Below are 18,351 nucleotides of genomic sequence, written 5' to 3'. Positions count from 1 at the left end.
CCGTATTGTGGCGGGAACGAGGGGAGGGGGCAAAGAGACGGGCCGTGCGGGCGCGGGCCGGATCCAGCCCGGCTCAATCCCCGGCCGCCGCGGCCGCTATCGATTCCAGGACACCCCGGAACCCGTCGATGGCACTCAGCGTCACCCATGCCGAGACCTCGTCCCGCAACGCGGCCGCCGCCGTGCGCGACCTGGCCGCGCAGCTCGGCGACGCGGCGCTCGATGCGGTGCTGCTCTTCTGCGATCCGGACTACGACCTCGACGCGCTCGGGCCGGCGATCAAGGCCGCGTTCGCCTGCCCGGTGCTCGGCTGCACCTCGGCCGGTCAGCTCGGCGCGCGGGGGTTCCAGGCCAGCGGCATCCTTGCTGCGGGCGTGCGCGGCGGCGCCATCGACGTCCATCCGCTGCTGATCGCGCCGTTGTCCGACCTGCAGGCGCAGGCGGCGGTCGCGGCCGCCACGGTGCAGGCGATGACCGAGTCCCGGCCCGCGCAATGGTTCGCGCTGCTGCTGGTCGACGGGCTCTCGACCTGCGAGGAGCACCTGGCCGCGGCGCTGTACCAGATGACCGGCAACATTCCGCTGATCGGCGGCTCGGCCGGCGACAACCTGAAGTTCGAGCGCACCCACGTCTACCACGACGGCCGCTTCCTCTCCGATGCGGCGGTGCTGGCGCTGTTCGAGTGCCGCAGCCCCTTCGCCATCTTCAAGTTCCAGCACTTCGTGCCCAGCGAGGTCGAGCTGGTGGTCACCGGGGCGGATCCGGATACGCGGACGATCCTCGAGCTGGACGGCGAGCCGGCGGCACTGGCGTATGCGGAAGCGGTGGGCGTGGCGGTCGCCGACCTGGACGCCGCCGTCTTCTCCACCCATCCGCTGTTGCTGACCATCGCCGGCGAGCCCTACGTGCGCTCGATCCTGCGCGCCAACGACGATCTGTCGTTGACCTGCTATTGCGCGGTGGACGAGGCGATGGTGGTCTCGGTGGGGCGCGCGGTGGATGCGATGCAGACCCTGGAGCATGCGTTCGCCGAGGTGCGCCGCAGCGTGCCCGACCCGGCGCTGGTGATCGGCTGCGACTGCATCCTGCGCCGCGTCGGCTTCGAGCAGAGCGGCATGGACGGGCGCGTGGGCGCGTTCATGGCCGCCCAGAACGTGTTCGGTTTCTCCACCTACGGCGAGCAGTTCAACGGCCTGCACGTCAACCAGACCTTCACCGGCGTGGCGATCGGAGCGTGAGCGTGGAGCGTGCTGCCGCGCCGCCAGTCCACACGCCCGATGGGGGAGGGCCGTCCACGGATGCCGCCTCCACCGTGGCCGGCCTGCAGCGCAAGCTGGCCGCGCGCGACAAGGTGATCGCGGTGCTGAAGAAGCGGGTGACCGCGCGCGACGACTCGGCCGCCTCGCCGCTGGCAACCCTGCAGCAGAACGTCGCGCTGGGCAAGATCGTGGCGATGAAGACCCGAGAGCTGAGCGAGGAACGGCACGAGCTGCAGCGCGCGCTGACCGAGCTGGGCAGGACCCAGGCCGCGCTGCTGCAGGCGCAGAAGATGGAGTCGGTGGGCCAATTGGCCGCCGGCATCGCCCACGAGATCAACACCCCGGCCCAGTACGTGCGCGACAACGTCGCCTTCGTCCGCAAGGGCATGGACGCCGTCGACGAGGTGCTGGCCGCCGCGCTGGCGGTGATCGACACCGCGCGCGGCCGCGGCGGCCTGGAAGCGCCGGTGGAGGCGTTCGAGGCCGCGGTCCGCCGCACTCGCTTCGACTTCTTGCGCAGCCAGATGCCCGAGGCGCTGGACCAGTCGCTGGAGGGGCTGGAGCGGATCTCGACGATCGTCGGCGCGATGAAGCGGTTCTCGCATCCCTCGGCGGGCGTGAAGGAGCGCGTGGACCTGCGTCCGCTGGTCGAGACCGCGGTGACCGTGGCGCGCAACGAGTGGAAGTACCTGGCGGAACTGGAGACGGATTTCGCCGGCGACGTGCCGGAGGTCTGCTGCCTGCGCGACGAGATCGGCCAGGTGCTGCTGAACCTGGTGGTCAACGCCGCGCACGCCATCGCCGACAGTCTGGTGCCCGGGGAGCGCGACAAGGGCCGGATCGCGATCTCGCTGCGCCGGTTCGGCGATCGCCACGTCGATATCCGCGTCGCCGACGACGGCCCCGGCATCCCCGAAGCCATCCGCACCCGGGTCTTCGATCCGTTCTTCACCACCAAGCCGGTGGGCAAGGGCACCGGGCAGGGTCTGGCCATGGCCTATTCCACCGTGGTCGAGAAGCACGGCGGCGCGCTCTTCTTCGAAACCGCAGACGGCGCCGCGGCGGGCACCACGTTCGTGGTGCGCCTGCCCATCGAGGCCGCAGGGGTGGGGTCGTGAGCGAGACGGCCCTGCCGCGGATCCTGTGCGTGGACGACGAGCCCAACCTGCTCGCCGCGCTGCAGCGCAACCTGTTCGGCCAGTTCGAGGTGGTGACCGCCGGCGGAGGCGAGGCCGGCCTGGCGGCGATGGCGGGCGCACCGCCGTTCGACGTCGTCATGTCCGACATGCGCATGCCGGCGATGGACGGCGCGACGTTCCTCGGGCTGGCGCGCGAGCGTGCCCCGGACACGGTGCGGGTGCTGCTGACCGGTCAGGCCGACACCGAGTCGGCGATCGCCGCGATCAATCAAGGCGCCATCTTCCGCTTTCTGCGCAAGCCCTGCCCCACCGACGAGCTCACCGCCACCCTGCACGAGGCGGTGCGATTGCACCGGCGCATCCTGGTCGAGCGCGAGTTGCTGGAGACCACGCTGGCCGGCACCATCCGCATGCTCACCGAGGTGCTGTCGATGGTGGCGCCGGGCGCGTTCCACCGCTCCGAACTGCTGCAGACCTGCGTCGCCCATGTCGCCGACAGGCTGGCCTGGACCGACAGCTGGGCGGTGCGGGTGGCCGCCTCGCTCAGCCATGTCGGCTGCGTGGGCGTGCCCGTGGACCTGCTCCAGCGCGACCTGGCCGGGGGCGAGCTGACCGAAGAGGAGCGCCGGCTGGTGGAATCGCACCCGGAGGTCGGGCATCGGCTGCTGGCCGAGATCCCGCGCCTGGGCGCCGTGGCCCGGATCGTCCGCTACCAGGCCGCACCGCCGCCCTACACCGAGCCCGACGAAGTCGTGCGCGGCGCGCAACTGCTGCGCGCCGCGCTGCATCTGGTGCGCGGCCTGTCGCGCAAGGAGTCGGCGGCCAGCGCCATCGAGGGCGTGCGCATGCTCGAACCGGAAATCCCGGCCGACATCGTCAAGGCGTTGGGCAGCCTGCGCCTGCGGATCCACGAGGGCCCGCGGCTGGCGCGTATCCGCGAGCTGATGCCGGGCTGGCGGGTGGAGCGCGACATCGCCAGCACCCGCGGCACCATGCTGCTCCGCCAGGGCAGCGAACTCAGCGCCACCGCGATCCTGGCGCTGCGCAACCTGCAGGCCGCCGGCGCCATCGAGGAACCGGTTCTGGTCAGCTGCGGTAACGATCCGGACGCGCCGGAGCCGCAGCAGGCGCCCGGCGCCGCGGTGTCCTGACCCCGCGCCCGGCCCGCGCGGCCGCGCGATCCCGGAGCGTCGCGCCCGAGGGTCCGCCAGGGCTGACGATGTCGGATGGGCGACTACTAGTTCTTTAGTTGACAGCGTCGCACGGCTCCGCTACCGTCCGCCCACCAACTAACGAATTAGTAGGACCCTCCGATGGCCCGCCCCACCTCGCCCACGCCGACCAACTCCGAGCGCGCGATCCTGGAGGTGCTCTGGACCCGCAAGGAGGCTTCGGTGCGCGAGGTGGCCGAGGAGCTGTCGAAGACGAAGCCGGTGGCGTACACCACCGTGCTGACGATGTTCAAGGTGCTCGAGCGCAAGGGGCTGGTGGCGTATCGCACCGAGGGCCGCGCCTTCGTCTACCGCGCCGCGATCAGTCGCGTCGAGGCGCGCCGGCAGGCGCTGAACAATGTGCTCCGGCAGTTCTTCGGCGGCTCGCCCGACGTGCTGGCCCAGCACCTGATCGAGGAACACGATCTCGATCTGGCCGAGCTGCAGGCCCTGCAGGACCGGGTGGACGCCGCCCCCAGACCGAGGAAGCGAAAATGAGCGATCGTTGGCCGGAGGTCGTCGTCGCCATCGGCGTGCAGCACCTTTGGCAGAGCGCGGTGCTCCTGCTGCTGGCGCTGCTGGTCTTCCGGCTGCGGCGGCCAAGCGCACGGGCGCGTTCGTGGATGTGGCTCTGCGTTCTCCTGCTGGCGGCGGTCTCGCCGCTGGCGGTGCTGCTGCCGGGCGACGCGTCGACAGCCGGCCCGACGGCGAACGCGCCGCTGGCAACCATTGCGCCGGCAGCACGCGCAACCACCGTTGCATCCGTCGTGGCGGGCGATGCACTGCCCACGCGCGCAATGCTGGCAGGGTTGCAGCCGATCGTGCTGCTGGCGTGGGTGTTGGGAACGCTCTGGAGCCTAGGGCGCCTGTGGGCAGGTTGGTATCGGGCGCGGCGCCTGCGCGATACGTCGCGCAGCTCGCCCCACCTGGAGCGCCTGGTCCGCAGCGAACTGCCCGCCAACGCCACCGTCCGGGTGTCCACCGGCATCCGTAGCCCGATGGTGGTCGGCCTGGCGCACCCCTGCATCCTGGTACCGCGGGCGTTGGTGGCCGAACTGTCCGAGGCCGCGCTTCGCGACGTGCTGCGCCACGAGATCGCGCACGTGCGGCGCGGCGACATGGCGTGGTCGCTCGTCCAGCACGTACTCGTCGCCGTCTACTGGTGGAACCCGTTCCTGCGGTTGATCGCTTCGCGGCTCGACCTGGCGCGCGAGATGGCCTGCGACGCGTTCGCCGCCGCGCGCACCGGCGTGGGCCGGCACTACGCGAACTCGCTGCTGCGCAGCGCCGAGCAGGCGCTACTGCTTCCCGATCCCCTCGTGCTGGCCAGTGGCATCTTTGCCGGCCGCGCGGGCCTGCACCAACGCATAGAAGGACTCCTGGAAATGGACAAGCATGCTGTTTCGCCGCGGGGCAAGCCCGCACTGCTCCTGTTCGGCCTGATGCTGGCGTCGAGCGTGACGCTGACGTTGGCGGCCACGCCGCGAATGGGCGCGCCGGACGACGAAGTCCCCGCGTCGCTGCGCATGGCCGACGCCCGGTTGCTGGTGGAAGCGGCCGGCGGTGGCCGCCTCGACGAGGTACGGGCGCTGCTGCGGCGCGGCGCGGACATCGATGCCGTGGTGCCCGGCGACGGCACCGCGCTGATCGCCGCCGCCAGGGCCGGCGACCTGCCGATGATCACCGCGCTGCTGCGCATGGGCGCCGACGTGAACCGCCCGGCGCGTGGCGATGGCAATCCGCTGATCATGGCGGCGATGGGCGGGCACCGCGAAGCCGTGGCGCTGCTGCTGGACTCGGGCGCAAGCGTCGATGCCATCGTCCCGGGCGACGAGACCGCGCTGATCAATGCAGCGCGCCACGGGCATCTGCCGGTGGTGGAGCGCCTGGTCGCGCACGGCGCCGACGTCAACCTCGGTGTGCGCGCCGACTTCGGCCAGTGGCGCTCGCCCCTGAACCAAGCGCGCGGCCGCGAGGTGCGCGAGTACCTGATCGGCCGGGGCGCGGTGCCGGGCAACGGCTGACCGGCCGCCCGGCCGCAGTGGTCCGCAGGTCCGCAGCGTCCACCAGAGGGATCCCGCAATGAAAACGAGCATGCACGCCGGGATCCTCCCGGCGCTGATGGCGGCCTGCGCCTTGGTGGCCGCGGCCGGCGTGCAGGCGCAGGACCGCGAACGCGAGCCTGCACCGGTCGGGCTGCAAGCCGTACTGACCCACGGCCTGCGCTCGAACCTGATGAAGGTCGGCGAGCCCCTGCCGCGCTGGTCGCTGCAGGCGCGCATGGCGCACCACCGCGTGCCGGGCGTGGCCATCGCGGTGCTGAAAGACGGCCAGGTGATGCAGGCGATGGGCTTCGGCGTGCGCCGGGCCGGCACGCAGGAGGCCGTCGATGCCGACACCCTGTTCTCGGTCGGCTCGATCAGCAAGATCGCCACTGCGGCCACCTCGCTGCGGCTGGTCGCCGACGGCAGGCTCGACCTCGACCGCGACGTCAACGACGACCTGCGCGGGTGGCGGGTCGCGCCGTTGCCGGGCGTCGCGAACGCGCCGGTCACGCTGCGCATGCTGATGTCGCACACCGCCGGGTTGACGGTGCATGGCTTCAAGGACTTCCTGCCCGGCGAGCCCTTGCCGAGCCTGCCGGAGATCCTGGACGGTACGTCGCCGGCGAAGAACGCGCCCATTCGCCTGCAGCACGCGCCGGGCCTGAAGGTGGACTACTCGGGCGGCGGCACGATGGTCCAGCAACGGGTGATCGAGGACGTCACCGGCCAGCCGTTGGAGACGGTCGCGCGTGCGCAGGTCTTCGATCCGCTGGGCATGCATCGCAGCACCTTCCTCAGCCCGTTGCCGGCGGAGCGCGGCAACATCGCCCGGGCGCACGACCGCGACGGCGCGCCGACCGCCCTGCCGCGCGGCTGGGAAGCATTCCCCGAGCAGGCCGCCTCCGGCCTGTGGACCAGTGCCAACGAGCTTGGCGCCTTCGTCGGCGCGCTGATCCGGAGTTACCGCGGCGCGGACGGGCTGCTGCCGCAACCGCTCGCCCGGCAGATGATGACCGAAGTCGCGCCCAGCCCGCACGGCCTGGGCCCGCGGCTGGAGGGCGCCGGCGCCACCCGGATCTTTCACCACGGCGGCGCCAACGACAGCTATCACGCGTGGATCGAGGGATATCTCGAAACGGGCGACGGCTTCGCGATCCTGACCAACGGCGCCAATGGCTACGCGCTGCACCGCGAGATCCGCAACGCGCTCTCCGATGCGATCGGGCTGGGCGTGAATCCGCTGGTCCGTACCGTCGACCTGGATCTGCATGCGCCCATTTATGCCGACTACGTCGGGATTTATCGGCTGGACGCCGCGGCGCCGATGGATCATCGCGGAAACCTGGCCGACTCCTTCGACACCGACACGGTCCAAGTCGCGATCGCCGACGGCGCGATGCGTATCCGGCTGCCGGACGAGGACGAACCGCGGACCCTGCAGCCGCTGTCCCCCACCCGCTTCGCCGCGGCCACCCTCCAGTACGAATTCCACCGCGACGCGCACGGCAAGGTGCGGGCGCTCAGCGTCGAACAGGGCGATTCGCGCGCCTACTACCGCCGTGGCGCCGAATAGCGGCACCCGCGCCTGCCGGCGACCTCGCCGGTAGCACCGGCGGCCGAACCCGATCCCGGAGCGGGATCCCAGCACCGCGCGATCGGGGGCAAGGCCTCAGCTCCCGCGGTACCAGCCGAGCACTTCCGTCGGCAGCAGCGGTTCCACCTCGATCTCCAGGGCCGCATACGCGTCCAGGGTGTCGCGCACCAGCTGCTGGGTGGGCGTGGGGCCGGCCAGGCGCTGCAGTTCGTCCGGCGAGAGCTGGGCCAGGGTCCAGGCGTAGAGCTGGTCGCTGCGCGCGTGCAGGGCGGTGCGCAGCCACTCGTTCGGCGGTGCGTGCACTACGTGGCCGCGCCGCGCCAGATCGGCGACCGCGCGCTGCAGCGGCTGCGCGGCGCCGCGCAGCCATTCGGTGTGGCCGGCGGCCTGCTTGCGCACCGTCAGCGGTGCCGGCGCCCGGTGCGCGGCCAGCGGCCGCCGCAGTTCCAGCTCCAGGTCGCGGGCGTCGCGCACGGTCTCGGTTTCCACCAGCGCGGCACCGGCCAGGTCGAAGAACTCGAACCAGCGCCGGTGCAGGCCCTGCATGCGGCCGAGCGGGTCGCGCGAGAAACCGACCTTGCAGTGGTCCTCCCAGGTGCAGGGCAGCACGTAGACGTAGCAGCGGCCGAGGCTGGTCATGCACGCAGGTGTAGCAGGAAGCCCGCCTCCGTCGTGCATCCGCCGGCCGCGCCGGCCGGCACCGGCCGGAACGCGGTCGCCATGTCTCGCCACGGTTGCGACGGGTGCCAGTCCCGCCGCCGACGCCCGCGACCGAAGCGCTGGAGATCGGCCAGCCGGCCGAATGGCTCGCGCGTCGTTCGAGGTGGAGGAGTTCGCCGAGTACGGCCGCCCCCCGAGGCGTTGGAAGGCCTGAGTCCAGGGCGGGCGTCTGGTTACTCCGTTCGAGCGCCATGTCCGGATTGGGGCATGCCTTTTCGGGGGTATGACGTTCGCCCTTCGCCCGCATCCCCTTCGGGGCAGATTAGCGATATATTATAACATCACTCATGATTGCCCGGCCCTTTGATGCCCTTCGCCCACGTCGCAGCTCGCTCCAGCACCATTCGTCGTTTCCCCCTCTCTATCCTCGTGCTGGCCGCCGCCCTGGCTGGCCATGCCTCCGCCGAGACTTCGGCGGCCCCGGGCGCCACCGACCTCGATGCAGTGGTGGTCACCGCCACAGCCAGCGAGCGCACTCTGGACACCGCGCCGGCCTCGATGTCGGTGATCACCCGCGAGGAGCTGGCGGCGCGGCCGGTCTACGACCTGGCCGAAGCGCTGCGCGGCGAGCCCGGCATCGGCCTGAGCGGCATCGGCCTGGACCGGCGCGGCGTCAGCGTGCGCGGCATGGACCCCAGCTATACCGTGACCCTGCTCGACGGCATGCGGGTCAACAGCTCGATCGGCGCGATCGCCCACAGCGACTACGACCTGGGCTGGATGCCGGCCGCGGCGATCGAGCGGGTCGAGATCGTGCGCGGGCCGATGTCCTCGCTGTACGGCTCGGACGCGCTGGGCGGCGTGGTCAACGTGATCAGCCGCAGCGCCACCGACGCCTGGCGCGGCAGCCTGCGCGCCAACGCCGGTGAGCCGGCCGCCGACGGCGGCTCCCGCCGGCAGTTCGCGGTCTACGCCGGCGGTCCGCTGGTGGCGGACACGCTCGGCCTGAGCATGGTGGCCGATCGCAGCCGGATCGACGAGACGCCCGATCCGCTGGTCCCGGGCACCAGCCGCCGCGAGGCGCGCGACGCCGACAGCGGCAGCGCCACCCTGAGCTGGACCCCGGGCGAGTTCCACCGCGTCGACCTGCGCTGGCTGGGCGGCCGCGAGGAGCGGGTGCGCCACGGCCTGCAGAGCGGCAGCAATCCCTACATCTACGAATCGCGCGACGAGGTCGATCGCGAACAGTGGGCGCTGTCGCACCGCGGACGCTGGGGCTGGGGCGAAAGCGGGCTGCGGCTCAGCCGCGCCAGCCTCGACAAGATCAACCACCGCGCCCCCGGCAATCCGACCGGACCGCAGCACCTGCGCGACGAGATCGCCGACGGGCACCTGGCGCGCACGTTCGGCGAGCGCCACCGGGTCACCGTCGGCGGCGAATGGCGCCGCGAGTCCCTCGAGGACGTGCTGGTCAACACCGCCGGCAGCGACCAGACCATCCACCGCGCGGTGTTCCTGCAGGACGAGATCGCACTGGCCGACGGCTGGGAGCTGGTGCTCGGTGACCGCTACGACCGTCACCAGCGTTTCGGCGGGCAGCACAGCCCGCGCGCCTATCTGGTGCACGAGCGCGATGGCTGGGTGTTCAAGGGCGGCGCCGGCCGCGGTTTCAAGGCGCCGACGCTGAAGCAGCTGTCGCCCGAGTACTACGCCAGCATCGCCGGCCTGCTCGAACTGTTCGGCAACCCCGAACTGCGCCCGGAAGTGAGCACCACTTACGAGCTGAGCGCGCAGTACCGCGGCGAACGCTGGCACGCCCAGGCCACCGCGTTCGAGAATCGCCTGCGCGACCTGATCGAGATCGTCTGCGTGGAGCGCTGCGGGCAGCCGGGGGTGATGGAAATCCGCACCTACCGCAACGTCGACCGCGCGCACCTGGCCGGCATCGAGCTGGCCGGCGCGGTCGATCTGACCGCCACGCTGGCGCTGGAAGGCAACTACACCTACCTCGACGCCCGCGACGAGGACGCCGACCGCAAGCTGGAGATGCGCTCCCACCACAGCGGCGCCGCGACCCTGGCGTGGACCCCGGTGGACGCGTTCACCGCGCGGCTGCGCGCCGAATACATCGGCAGCCAGCTCGAGTACCCCAGCCGCGGCCCGGCGATCGAGGTGCCTGCCGATACGCTGTACGCGCTGGACCTGAGCTACCGCATCGGCAGCGCGCTCACCCTGCGCGGCGGCGTCGAGAACATCGGCGACGCGCGCCAGGACAGCATCGACCTGCAGTATCCCTACCCGCAGCGGGGGCGCAGCTACTACCTCGGCTTCGACCTGGACTTCTGACGTGGCCGATGCATTGCGCTGGCTGCTGTTGGTGGTCGTGCTGGCGTGTTCCGGGCCGGCGCGGGCGGCCGAACCGCTGCGGGTCACCGTGGTCACCACCGACTTCACCCTACCCGGCAAGACGCTGAAGATCGATCGGTGGGGACGCACGCAAGGCGTGCGGTTCGAGTACCTGTCGGTCGACCGGCCGCCGCCCGGCGAGCCGCGCGACTGGCTGGCCGCGAGCGGGCTGGTGATCGTCGACACGCCGGTGGCCAGCCATGCCGAGCGCGTGCGCGCGCTGATCGCGCCGGCGCTCGACGAGCTCGGCACGCCGTGGATCGCGATCGGCGGCGGCCCGCTCGGCTTCGACGGAATCGAACCCGCGCAGGCGCGGCAGGTGGCCGGCTACTACCAGCAGGGCGGCGAAACCAATTTCCGCCGCATGCTCGACTGGCTCGGCCGCTGGCACCGCGACGAGGCGCTCGCGTCGGTGCCGCCGCCGGTGCCGATGCCGGCCACCGGCTACTATCACCCCGAGGCCGCCGAGCCGTTCTCGAGCCTGGACGACTATCTTGGCTGGCAGCGTCAACGCGGCCACGCCGATGGCGCGCGCGTCGCCCTGGTGATCTCCAGCCACGCGCTCTCGTCGATGCAGCTCAGGGACGTCGACGCGCTGATCGCCGCGAGCGAGGCGCGCGGACTGGTGCCGGTGACGCTCTGGTTCGAGCGCAACGATCCGGACGGACTGATCGACGGCCTGCGCGACACCGACATCGCCGCCCTGGTCAACCTCACCCACCTGGGCAACGGCGAGCGGCGCCTGCGCGATTTCACCGCCCTCGACGTACCGGCACTCATCGCGTCCACCGCGCGTGGCAGTACCGTGGAATCCTGGCGCGGCGAGGCCAGCGGCATGAGCGCGGCGGCGATGGCCACCCTGCTGGCGGTGCCGGAGAGCTGGGGCATGAGCGATCCGGTGGTGCTGGCCGCGGTGGAGGACGGCGAGCCGGTGCCGATCCCCGAGCAGGTCGAACTGCTGGCCGACAAACTCGCGTCGCTGGCGCGGCTGCGCGCGACGGCCGCCGCCGACAAGCGCCTGGCGCTGATGTTCTGGAACTACCCGCACGGCGAGCGCAACCTGTCGGCCTCGCAGCTCAACCTGCCGCGCAGCGTGGCCGACGTGACCGCAGCGCTCGCCGCTGCCGAATATCCGGTCGACGCGTCCACGGAGGCGCAGGTGATCGAAGCCGGCCAGGCGATGCTCGCCGGCTGGTACCGGCCCGAGACCCTGCCCGGCCTGGTCGAGCGCGATCTCGCCGCCACCCTGCCGCTGGCCGCCTACGAGCGCTGGCTGCGGACGCTGCCGGCCCGGCAGCGCGAGGCATTGCTGGAAACTTGGGGCGATCCGGATGACAGCCGTGCGGTGATCACGGTCGACGGCGTACGCGCGTTCGCGATCCCGCGCTGGCGGCTCGGCGGGCTGGCGGTGCTGCCGCAGCCGCCGCGCGCCGGCGAGTACGGAACCGCCACCCACGACGGCGCGGTGCCGCCGGCGCATGCCTACCTGGCCACCTACCTGTGGCTGCGCCAGCAGCACGACCCGCACGCGCTGATCCACTTCGGCACCCACGGCACCCAGGAATGGCTGCCGGGCAAGGACCGCGGCCTGTGGGCCTTCGACTGGCCGAACCTGGTGGTAGGCGACCTGCCGGTGTTCTACCCGTACATCCAGGACAACATCGGCGAGGCGGTGCAGGCCAAGCGCCGCGGCCGCGCGGTGCTGGTCAGCCACCAGACCCCGGCGTTCGCGCCGGCCGGCCTCTACGACGAACTGCGCGATCTGCACCACCTGGTGCACGAATACCAGATGACCGAGCCGGGTCCGGTGCGCGAGGCCGCGATGCGCCGCCTGCGCGACGCCGCCATCGCCCGCAACCTGCACGCCGACATCGGCTGGCAGGAGGCCGCCATCGATGCCGACTTCGAGCAGTTCTTCGTCGCGCTGCACGACCACCTGCACCAGCTCGCGCGCAGCGCCATCCCGCTCGGCCTCCACGTGTTCGGGACCCCGGCGGCGCCGGAGCACCGCCTCTCGACGGTGATGCAGCAGCTGGGCGACGACTACTACGCCGCGCTCGGCCTCGATCCCCAGGAAGTCTTCGCCGAGGACTTCGCCCGATTGCAGGAGAGCGAGCCGTACCGGTTCCTGCGGCGCTATCTGCGCGACGGCGAGCCGCCGCAGCGGATCGGCGATCCGGCGCTGCGCGAACAGGTCGAACGCGCGATCGCCAGCGACCGCCGCCTGGCCCAGACCGGCGAGATCAAGGCGCTGCTGGCAGGCCTGCGCGGCGGCTTCGTGCGGCCCGGCGAGGGCGGCGATCCGGTCCGCAATCCCGAGGTGCCCAGCGGTCGCAACCTGTATCCGTTCGATCCGGACCGGATCCCGACCCGCGCGGCCTGGCAGGCCGGCGGCGAGGCCTTCGAGCAGCTGCTCGCGGCCCATCGCCAGACCCACGATGGCGCCGCGCCGGACAAGCTGGCCTTCGTGATGTGGTCGGTCGAGACCGTGCGCCACCTCGGCGTGGTCGAAGCGCAGGTGCTGCACGCGGCCGGCCTGCGCCCGGTATGGAGCGCGGGCGGCGACGTCGAGCGGATCGAGATCGTGCCGCAGGCCGAGCTGGGGCGCCCGCGCGTGGACGTGGTGGTGCAGGTGACCGGCAGCTATCGCGACCAGTTCGACGGATTCATGCACAAGCTCGACGCGGCCCTGCAGCAGCTGGCGCGCCTGGAAGAGCCCGGCAACGCGATCGCCGCCAACAGCCGCAGGATCGCGGCGGCGCTGGTGGCGCGCGGCGTCGATGCCGCGCGCGCGTCCGAATTCTCCCGCCTGCGGATGTTCGGCAACGCCCCGGGCGACTACGGCACCGACCTGGCCGACCAAGTGATGGACTCGACCGGCTGGGACGACGAGGCGCCGCTGGCCGCGCAGTTCCTGGCGCGGATGCAGTACGGCTACGGCGGCGGCGACTGGGGCGCGTCCGGCGGCGGGGACGCCAACCTGCTGGCCGATCATCTCGCCGGCACCGATGGCGTGGTATTGCCGCGCTCCTCGAACGTGTACGGCGTGCTCAACACCGACCACGTGTTCGAGTACATGGGCGGGCTGTCGATGGCGATGCGCGAGGTCGACGGCAGCACGCCGGCGCTGTACGTCAGCGACCTGCGCACCGCGACGGCGCGCACCACCACCGCCGCCGAGTTCCTGTCCGCCGAGCTGCGCAGCCGCTACCTCAACCCGCAGTGGATCGGCGCCATGCAGCAGGAGGGCTACGCCGGCACGCTGCAGGTGCTCGACGTCGCCAACAACCTGTTCGGCTGGCAGGCCACCGCGCCCGGCACCGTGCGCGCCGACCAGTGGCAGGCGCTGCACGAGACCTACGTGCGCGACGAACGCGAACTCGGCATCGACGCCTGGTTCGAACAGCACAATCCGACCGCGCAGGCGCAGCTGATCGAGCGGATGATGGAGGCGGTGCGCAAGGGCTACTGGCAGGCCGACGAGCGCACCCGCCGCGAGCTGGCGCAGCGCTGGCAGGCGCTGACCGCCGAACTCGGCGCCGATGCCGGCGCGCGCATCACCCGCGAATTCATCGAGCAGGTCGCGGGCGGTTTCGGGCTGGACCCGGGCATGCCGCGGCCGGCGGCGGCCCAGCCGCCCACGCGGGCGGAGGCCTTGGCGCCCGACGCCAATCCGGAGCCCCCCACCGCAGACCCCGCGGATCCCGCCGAGCCGGCCACCGTGCGCGGCCGCGTCATGCAGGAGGTCGTGCGCGCCGCGTCGGCCGAACCGCCCTGGCAGCCCTGGCTCGGTGGCCTGCTGCTGCTCGCCTGCGCCGGCCTCGGCGGCTGGCGCCAGGCCCGTCTTCCCCGTCTTTCCCGGAGCTCCCCATGAACGGTTTCGAATCCGCCCTCTACCACCTCGCGCACGTCTTCCTGGTCCCGGTGCTGGTGCTCGTCGTGCTGGCGCTGGTCTACAGCTTCATCGCTCTGGGGGCGTTCGCGGTCGAGGCGTGGCAGCGCCGCGGCCATGGCTACCGCTCCGCGCTGGCCGCGCACCACGCCGCCACCGGCGCCAGTTCGGCGGAAATGGAGCTGTGGGTGATGCGCCAGCTCGAATGGCTGCGGATCACCGCGCGCAGCGCGCCGATGCTGGGCCTGGTCGCCACCATGATCCCGATGGGCCCGGCGTTGATGGCGCTGACCCGCAACGAGGCGGCGAGCGTCGGCGAGCATCTGGTGGTCGCGTTCTCCTCGGTGATCCTCGCCCTGGTCAGCGCCTCGATCGCGTTCCTGGTCCTGACCGTGCGCCGGCGCTGGCTGCTGCAGGAGCTGGTGGCGATCGAGCGCGCGCAGTCGGTGCAGGACGGGGCTGTCGCCTGATGCGATTCCTCGAGACCGACGAACACGACGATCCGATCCTGTCGGTGGTCAACCTCGTCGACCTGTTCCTGGTGGTGATCGCGGTGCTGATGATCGTCATCGTCAGCAATCCACTGAATCCGTTTTCCGACAAGTCGGTGATGGTGATCGAGAACCCGGGCCAGGCCGACATGCGGATGCTGGTCAAGGACGGCGAGGAGTTGCGCGAGTACCAGTCCAGCGGCGAGATCGGCGAGGGCGAGGGCACCAAGGCCGGCGTCGCCTACCGTCTGGCCGACGGCCGCATGGTGTACGTGCCGGAGGCGCCCGCCGGCGCGGGCGACGGCGCCGGCTCCGGTGCGGCCGGAGGATCGACGCGATAGAGGCTGGGCGTGCGTGATCGGCTCCGGCCGGATCGGCGGTGATCCCGGACCTGGCCGACCGCGCCGGCTTTCGCGCGCATGGCGCGCTCCTACAGAAGCTCGACGATGCGGGGTGTGGGCTTTCCGTTCGCCACCACCAGCTCGGCGGCGCTGACCGGCAGGCTGAAGCGGCGCCGGCCGGCGCTGCCGGGATTGACGTACAGCACGCCGCCGCGTTCCTCGATCCGCGGCCGGTGCGAATGCCCGGACACCACCACCTCGATGCCCTCGGCGGCCGGATCGCACTCGAGCTGCTTGAGGTCGTGGAGCACCAGCAGGCGGGTGCCGCCGAGTTCCAGCCGCAGCGTCTCCGGGATCGCGGCGGCCCATGCGCCCGAGTCGACGTTGCCGCGGATGGCGCTGAGCGGCGCGACGTCCGCCAGCGCGTCCAGGACCTCCGGCGCGCCGATGTCGCCCGCGTGCACGATGTGGTCGCTGCCGCGCAGGAACGCGAGCGCTTCGGGTCGGAGCAACCCGTGGGTATCCGAGATCAGGCCGATGCGCATCGGCGGTCCTTCGTTGCGGCGCACCCGTGGCCGCGTGGCCCCGCGGCCGGGTGGGGCGGGCGGTCGCGATCCTGCGCGCGGCCGGGTCCGGTCCAGGAGCGCGTGGCCGCTTTGCCGGCGGCCGGGTTCACTTCGCGTCTCCGGCCACGCGCGGCGCGAACGGCAGGCGCTCGTGCATCCGGGTCGCGGCGATCGCCGCCTGCCCCACCGCCACCGACACCTGGTTGAGCCCGCTGACCACATCGCCGATCGCGTACAGCCCGGGCACCGAAGTCATCTGCCCCGCATCCACCACCAGGGTGCCATCGTCGGTCAGCTCGGCTCCGGCCGCCGCGGCGATGCCGGCGCTGGTGCGCGCGCCGAGGTAGGGGTAGACGCTGTCGAACCCCGTCGCGGTGCCGTCGGGGCTGCGGTAGCTGCAGCGCTCGCCGTCGAATTCGAGGCTGCCGCCGGCAGGCAGCATCGCGATGCCGGCGTCCCGCGCCTGCTGCAGGGCCTCGGCAGCGCCCTCGTCGGTACCGCTGTCCGCGTCGGTGGGCAGCAAGGTCACGTGTTCGGAGTAGCTGCGCAGGAACAGGCCGTGCGCGGCGATGCCGGCCAGCGGGCCGTAGACGCCGATGCGGCTGTCGGTGGCCTCCCAGGCGTCGCAGACCGCGCACAGGCGCAGCGCCCCGCAGGCCACCGCGTCGCCGGTCCAGGACGCTTCCGGGAGGGTGTCGGCCACCCCGGTCGCCAGGATCACGCAGCGCGCGCGCCACTGCCGCGGACCGGCGGAGAGCACGAGGCCGCCTTTCTCGCGCCCGATCGCGTCGATCTCGGCGTGCTCGAAGCGCGCACCGAACTTCTGCGCCTGTTCGCGCATGAGCCGCAACAGCTCGTCGCCGGCGACCCCCTGCGGAAAGCCGGGACAGTTGTTGCTCTCGGGAATCCAGCGCGCGCGGCTGTCGCCGGCATCGAGCACCAGGCAGTCGCGGTGAAACCGGCGCAGGTAGGTGGCGGCGGTCAGGCCGGCCGGGCCGGCGCCCACCACGATCGCATCGAGCAGGGCGGGTGCTGCTGGGGACTGGGGCACGCGGTTCTCCGGTTCGTCGACCGTCGGACGCCATTGAAGGCTTCGGCGGGTGCCGGCAGCGTGAGGCCGGGCGGGCGCATTGGCCTCGCGCGTGCCGCGCCGCTATCGAAGCGCCTGCCGCAGGTACGGCGCGGTGCGGCTCCCCGCGGCGGCGGCCACGATGCGCGGCGGCCCTTCGGCGACGACGCGGCCGCCGTCCTCGCCGGCGCCTGGGCCGATGTCGATCACCCAGTCGGCATCGGCCACCACGCGCATCTCGTGCTCCACCACCAGCACGGTATTGCCGGCGTCGACCAGGCCATGCAGCTGCGCCATCAGCCGGTCCACGTCCAGCGGGTGGAGGCCGGTGGTGGGCTCGTCGAGCACGTACAGGGTGCCTCCGCGCCGGCCGCGCTGCAGCTCGGTGGCCAGCTTGATCCGCTGCGCCTCGCCGCCGGACAGTTCGGTCGCGGGCTGGCCCAGGCGCAGGTAGCCCAGGCCGATCGCCTGGAGCAGCGCCAGCGGGCGCTCCACCGCCGGCTCGGCCTCGAAGAACGCCAGCGCCTGCTCCACGGTCATCGCCAGCACCTCGGCGATGTTGCGGCCCTGCCAGCGCACCTCGAGCGTCTTGGCGTTGTAGCGGTCGCCATGGCAGGTCGGGCAGGGCGCATACACGCTGGGCATGAACAGCAGCTCGACGCTGACGAAGCCTTCGCCCTCGCAGGTGTCGCAGCGGCCCTTGGCGACGTTGAACGAGAACCGCCCGGCATCGTAGCGGCGCGCCTTGGCCTGCCGGGTGCCGGCGAACAGCCGCCGCACATGGTCGAACAGCCCGGTGTAGGTGGCGAGGTTGGAGCGCGGCGTGCGGCCGATCGGTTTCTGGTCGACGACGACCAGGCGGCGCACCGCGTCGGCGCCGGCGGCGATCCTGCCGGCGGTCGGTTCCACCGCATCCGGCCGAGGGGCGTCTCCGTCGGCCGCTTCCGACTCGGGTTCGTGGCCCAGATGGCGGCATACCAGGTCCACCAGGGCCTGGCTCACCAGACTGGACTTGCCCGAGCCGGAGACGCCGGTGACCGCGCCGAACACGCCCAGCGGAATGCGCGCGTCGAGGCCGTGCAGATTGTTGCGGTGGACGCCGCGCAGCTCCAGCCAGCCCAGCGGCACGCGCGGCGCGCGTCCTGGCGCGCCATCCTGCGCGAACAGATAGGCCGCGGTGCGCGACTCCCGCACCTGCGCCAGCCCCGCCGGTGGGCCGCTGTAGAGCACCCGACCGCCGTGCTGGCCGGCGTCGGGGCCGATGTCCACCAGCCAGTCGGCGCGGCGCATCATCTCCAGATCGTGCTCGACCACGAACACGCTGTTGCCGGCGCGCTTGAGCTCGTCCAGGGCGTGCTGCAGCGCCTCGCCATCGGCCGGATGCAGGCCGGCGGTGGGCTCGTCGAGCACGTACACCACGCCGAACAGATTGGAGCGGATCTGGGTCGCCAGACGCAGCCGCTGCAGCTCGCCCGGCGACAGCGTCGGGGTGGCGCGGTCCATCGACAGATAGCCCAGCCCCAGCGCCTGCAGGGTGCCGATGCGCGCGACCAGCTCGTGGGCGATGCGCTGCGCGGCGATGCGCTTTTCTTCCGACAGCGCGGGCGTGCGCCGGACGTCCGACGCGCCGGCATGGGCGGCGCCGCCGGCCGCGATCCGCCGCGCGGTGGCCCGGCGT

At 72.2% G+C, this 18,351-nt stretch carries 14 protein-coding genes; 10 read left to right on the top strand and 4 right to left on the bottom strand.

Translation table 11 applies throughout. The annotated features are described in order from the left end of the window. The first annotated feature begins 128 nt into the window (after positions 1-128). The 6 genes from H0E84_RS01050 (at position 129) to H0E84_RS01025 (ending at position 7,227) form a co-directional block, all read left to right on the top strand. Entirely contained in the window at positions 129-1,238 is a 1,110-nt protein-coding gene (locus tag H0E84_RS01050; protein WP_180676770.1) for an FIST N-terminal domain-containing protein, read from the top strand. Positions 1,239-1,240: 2 nt separating this feature from the next. Then, complete coding sequence (locus H0E84_RS20620) at positions 1,241-2,377, top strand: ATP-binding protein (RefSeq protein WP_180676769.1); 1,137 nt, start codon at positions 1,241-1,243, stop codon at positions 2,375-2,377. After that, on the top strand, positions 2,374-3,549 hold the full coding sequence (locus tag H0E84_RS01040) for a response regulator (RefSeq protein ID WP_180676768.1): 1,176 nt from the start codon (positions 2,374-2,376) through the stop codon (positions 3,547-3,549). The genes H0E84_RS20620 and H0E84_RS01040 overlap by 4 nt, the downstream gene beginning before the upstream one ends. Before the next feature lie 162 nt (positions 3,550-3,711). Beyond that, on the top strand, positions 3,712-4,107 hold the full coding sequence (locus H0E84_RS01035; protein WP_180676767.1) for a BlaI/MecI/CopY family transcriptional regulator: 396 nt from the start codon (positions 3,712-3,714) through the stop codon (positions 4,105-4,107). Then, positions 4,104-5,633: a M56 family metallopeptidase gene (locus tag H0E84_RS01030; RefSeq protein WP_180676766.1), complete on the top strand. Its 1,530-nt coding sequence runs from the start codon at positions 4,104-4,106 to the stop codon at positions 5,631-5,633. The genes H0E84_RS01035 and H0E84_RS01030 overlap by 4 nt, the downstream gene beginning before the upstream one ends. A gap of 58 nt (positions 5,634-5,691) precedes the next feature. Beyond that, positions 5,692-7,227, top strand: coding sequence for a serine hydrolase domain-containing protein (locus H0E84_RS01025; RefSeq protein WP_219339531.1), 1,536 nt, complete (start codon positions 5,692-5,694; stop codon positions 7,225-7,227). A gap of 96 nt (positions 7,228-7,323) precedes the next feature. On the opposite strand, the gene H0E84_RS01020 is transcribed toward H0E84_RS01025, so the two are convergent. Next, complete coding sequence (locus H0E84_RS01020; protein WP_180676765.1) at positions 7,324-7,887, bottom strand: GIY-YIG nuclease family protein; 564 nt, start codon at positions 7,885-7,887, stop codon at positions 7,324-7,326. 450 nt (positions 7,888-8,337) lie between these two features. On the opposite strand from H0E84_RS01020, the gene H0E84_RS01015 reads away from it, so the two are divergent. From H0E84_RS01015 to H0E84_RS01000, 4 genes are read left to right on the top strand one after another with little or no spacing between them, the layout of a single operon-like run. Beyond that, positions 8,338-10,254 (top strand): TonB-dependent receptor domain-containing protein, encoded by a 1,917-nt coding sequence (locus H0E84_RS01015; RefSeq protein WP_219339530.1) that lies wholly within the window; start codon positions 8,338-8,340, stop codon positions 10,252-10,254. A 1-nt stretch (position 10,255) separates the two neighbouring features. Next, on the top strand, positions 10,256-14,188 hold the full coding sequence (gene cobN, locus H0E84_RS01010) for a cobaltochelatase subunit CobN (protein ID WP_219339529.1): 3,933 nt from the start codon (positions 10,256-10,258) through the stop codon (positions 14,186-14,188). Continuing rightward, positions 14,185-14,676 (top strand): MotA/TolQ/ExbB proton channel family protein, encoded by a 492-nt coding sequence (locus H0E84_RS01005; protein ID WP_180676763.1) that lies wholly within the window; start codon positions 14,185-14,187, stop codon positions 14,674-14,676. The genes cobN and H0E84_RS01005 overlap by 4 nt, the downstream gene beginning before the upstream one ends. Then, a complete protein-coding gene (locus H0E84_RS01000; RefSeq protein ID WP_180676762.1) occupies positions 14,676-15,038 on the top strand; it encodes a DUF2149 domain-containing protein in 363 nt (120 codons plus the stop codon). The genes H0E84_RS01005 and H0E84_RS01000 overlap by 1 nt, the downstream gene beginning before the upstream one ends. 89 nt (positions 15,039-15,127) lie before the next feature. Here the strand turns inward: H0E84_RS01000 and H0E84_RS00995 are convergent, their stop codons facing one another. The 3 genes from H0E84_RS00995 to H0E84_RS00985 form a co-directional block, all read right to left on the bottom strand. After that, positions 15,128-15,583, bottom strand: coding sequence for a metallophosphoesterase family protein (locus H0E84_RS00995; RefSeq protein ID WP_180676761.1), 456 nt, complete (start codon positions 15,581-15,583; stop codon positions 15,128-15,130). A 127-nt stretch (positions 15,584-15,710) separates the two neighbouring features. Beyond that, on the bottom strand, positions 15,711-16,655 hold the full coding sequence (locus H0E84_RS00990; RefSeq protein WP_345776244.1) for an NAD(P)/FAD-dependent oxidoreductase: 945 nt from the start codon (positions 16,653-16,655) through the stop codon (positions 15,711-15,713). A 102-nt stretch (positions 16,656-16,757) separates the two neighbouring features. Next, positions 16,758-18,351: excinuclease ABC subunit UvrA (locus H0E84_RS00985; RefSeq protein WP_180676760.1), on the bottom strand; the 1,594-nt coding region annotated here is incomplete at its 5' end.

Source organism: Luteimonas salinisoli, assembly GCF_013425525.1.
GTDB classification, from domain to species: Bacteria; Pseudomonadota; Gammaproteobacteria; order Xanthomonadales; family Xanthomonadaceae; genus Luteimonas; species Luteimonas salinisoli.
The sequence above is the reverse complement of the archived record's forward strand: the minus strand, read 5'-3'. Positions and strand labels throughout refer to the sequence as shown.

Coding starts and splice junctions, on each gene's coding strand:
- H0E84_RS01050 (WP_180676770.1), top strand. CDS start 129: ATGGCACTCAGCGTCACCCATGCCGAGACCTCGTCCCGCAACGCGGCC.
- H0E84_RS01035 (WP_180676767.1), top strand. CDS start 3,712: ATGGCCCGCCCCACCTCGCCCACGCCGACCAACTCCGAGCGCGCGATC.
- H0E84_RS01030 (WP_180676766.1), top strand. CDS start 4,104: ATGAGCGATCGTTGGCCGGAGGTCGTCGTCGCCATCGGCGTGCAGCAC.
- H0E84_RS01025 (WP_219339531.1), top strand. CDS start 5,692: ATGAAAACGAGCATGCACGCCGGGATCCTCCCGGCGCTGATGGCGGCC.
- H0E84_RS01020 (WP_180676765.1), bottom strand. CDS start 7,887: ATGACCAGCCTCGGCCGCTGCTACGTCTACGTGCTGCCCTGCACCTGG.
- H0E84_RS01005 (WP_180676763.1), top strand. CDS start 14,185: ATGAACGGTTTCGAATCCGCCCTCTACCACCTCGCGCACGTCTTCCTG.
- H0E84_RS01000 (WP_180676762.1), top strand. CDS start 14,676: ATGCGATTCCTCGAGACCGACGAACACGACGATCCGATCCTGTCGGTG.
- H0E84_RS00995 (WP_180676761.1), bottom strand. CDS start 15,583: ATGCGCATCGGCCTGATCTCGGATACCCACGGGTTGCTCCGACCCGAA.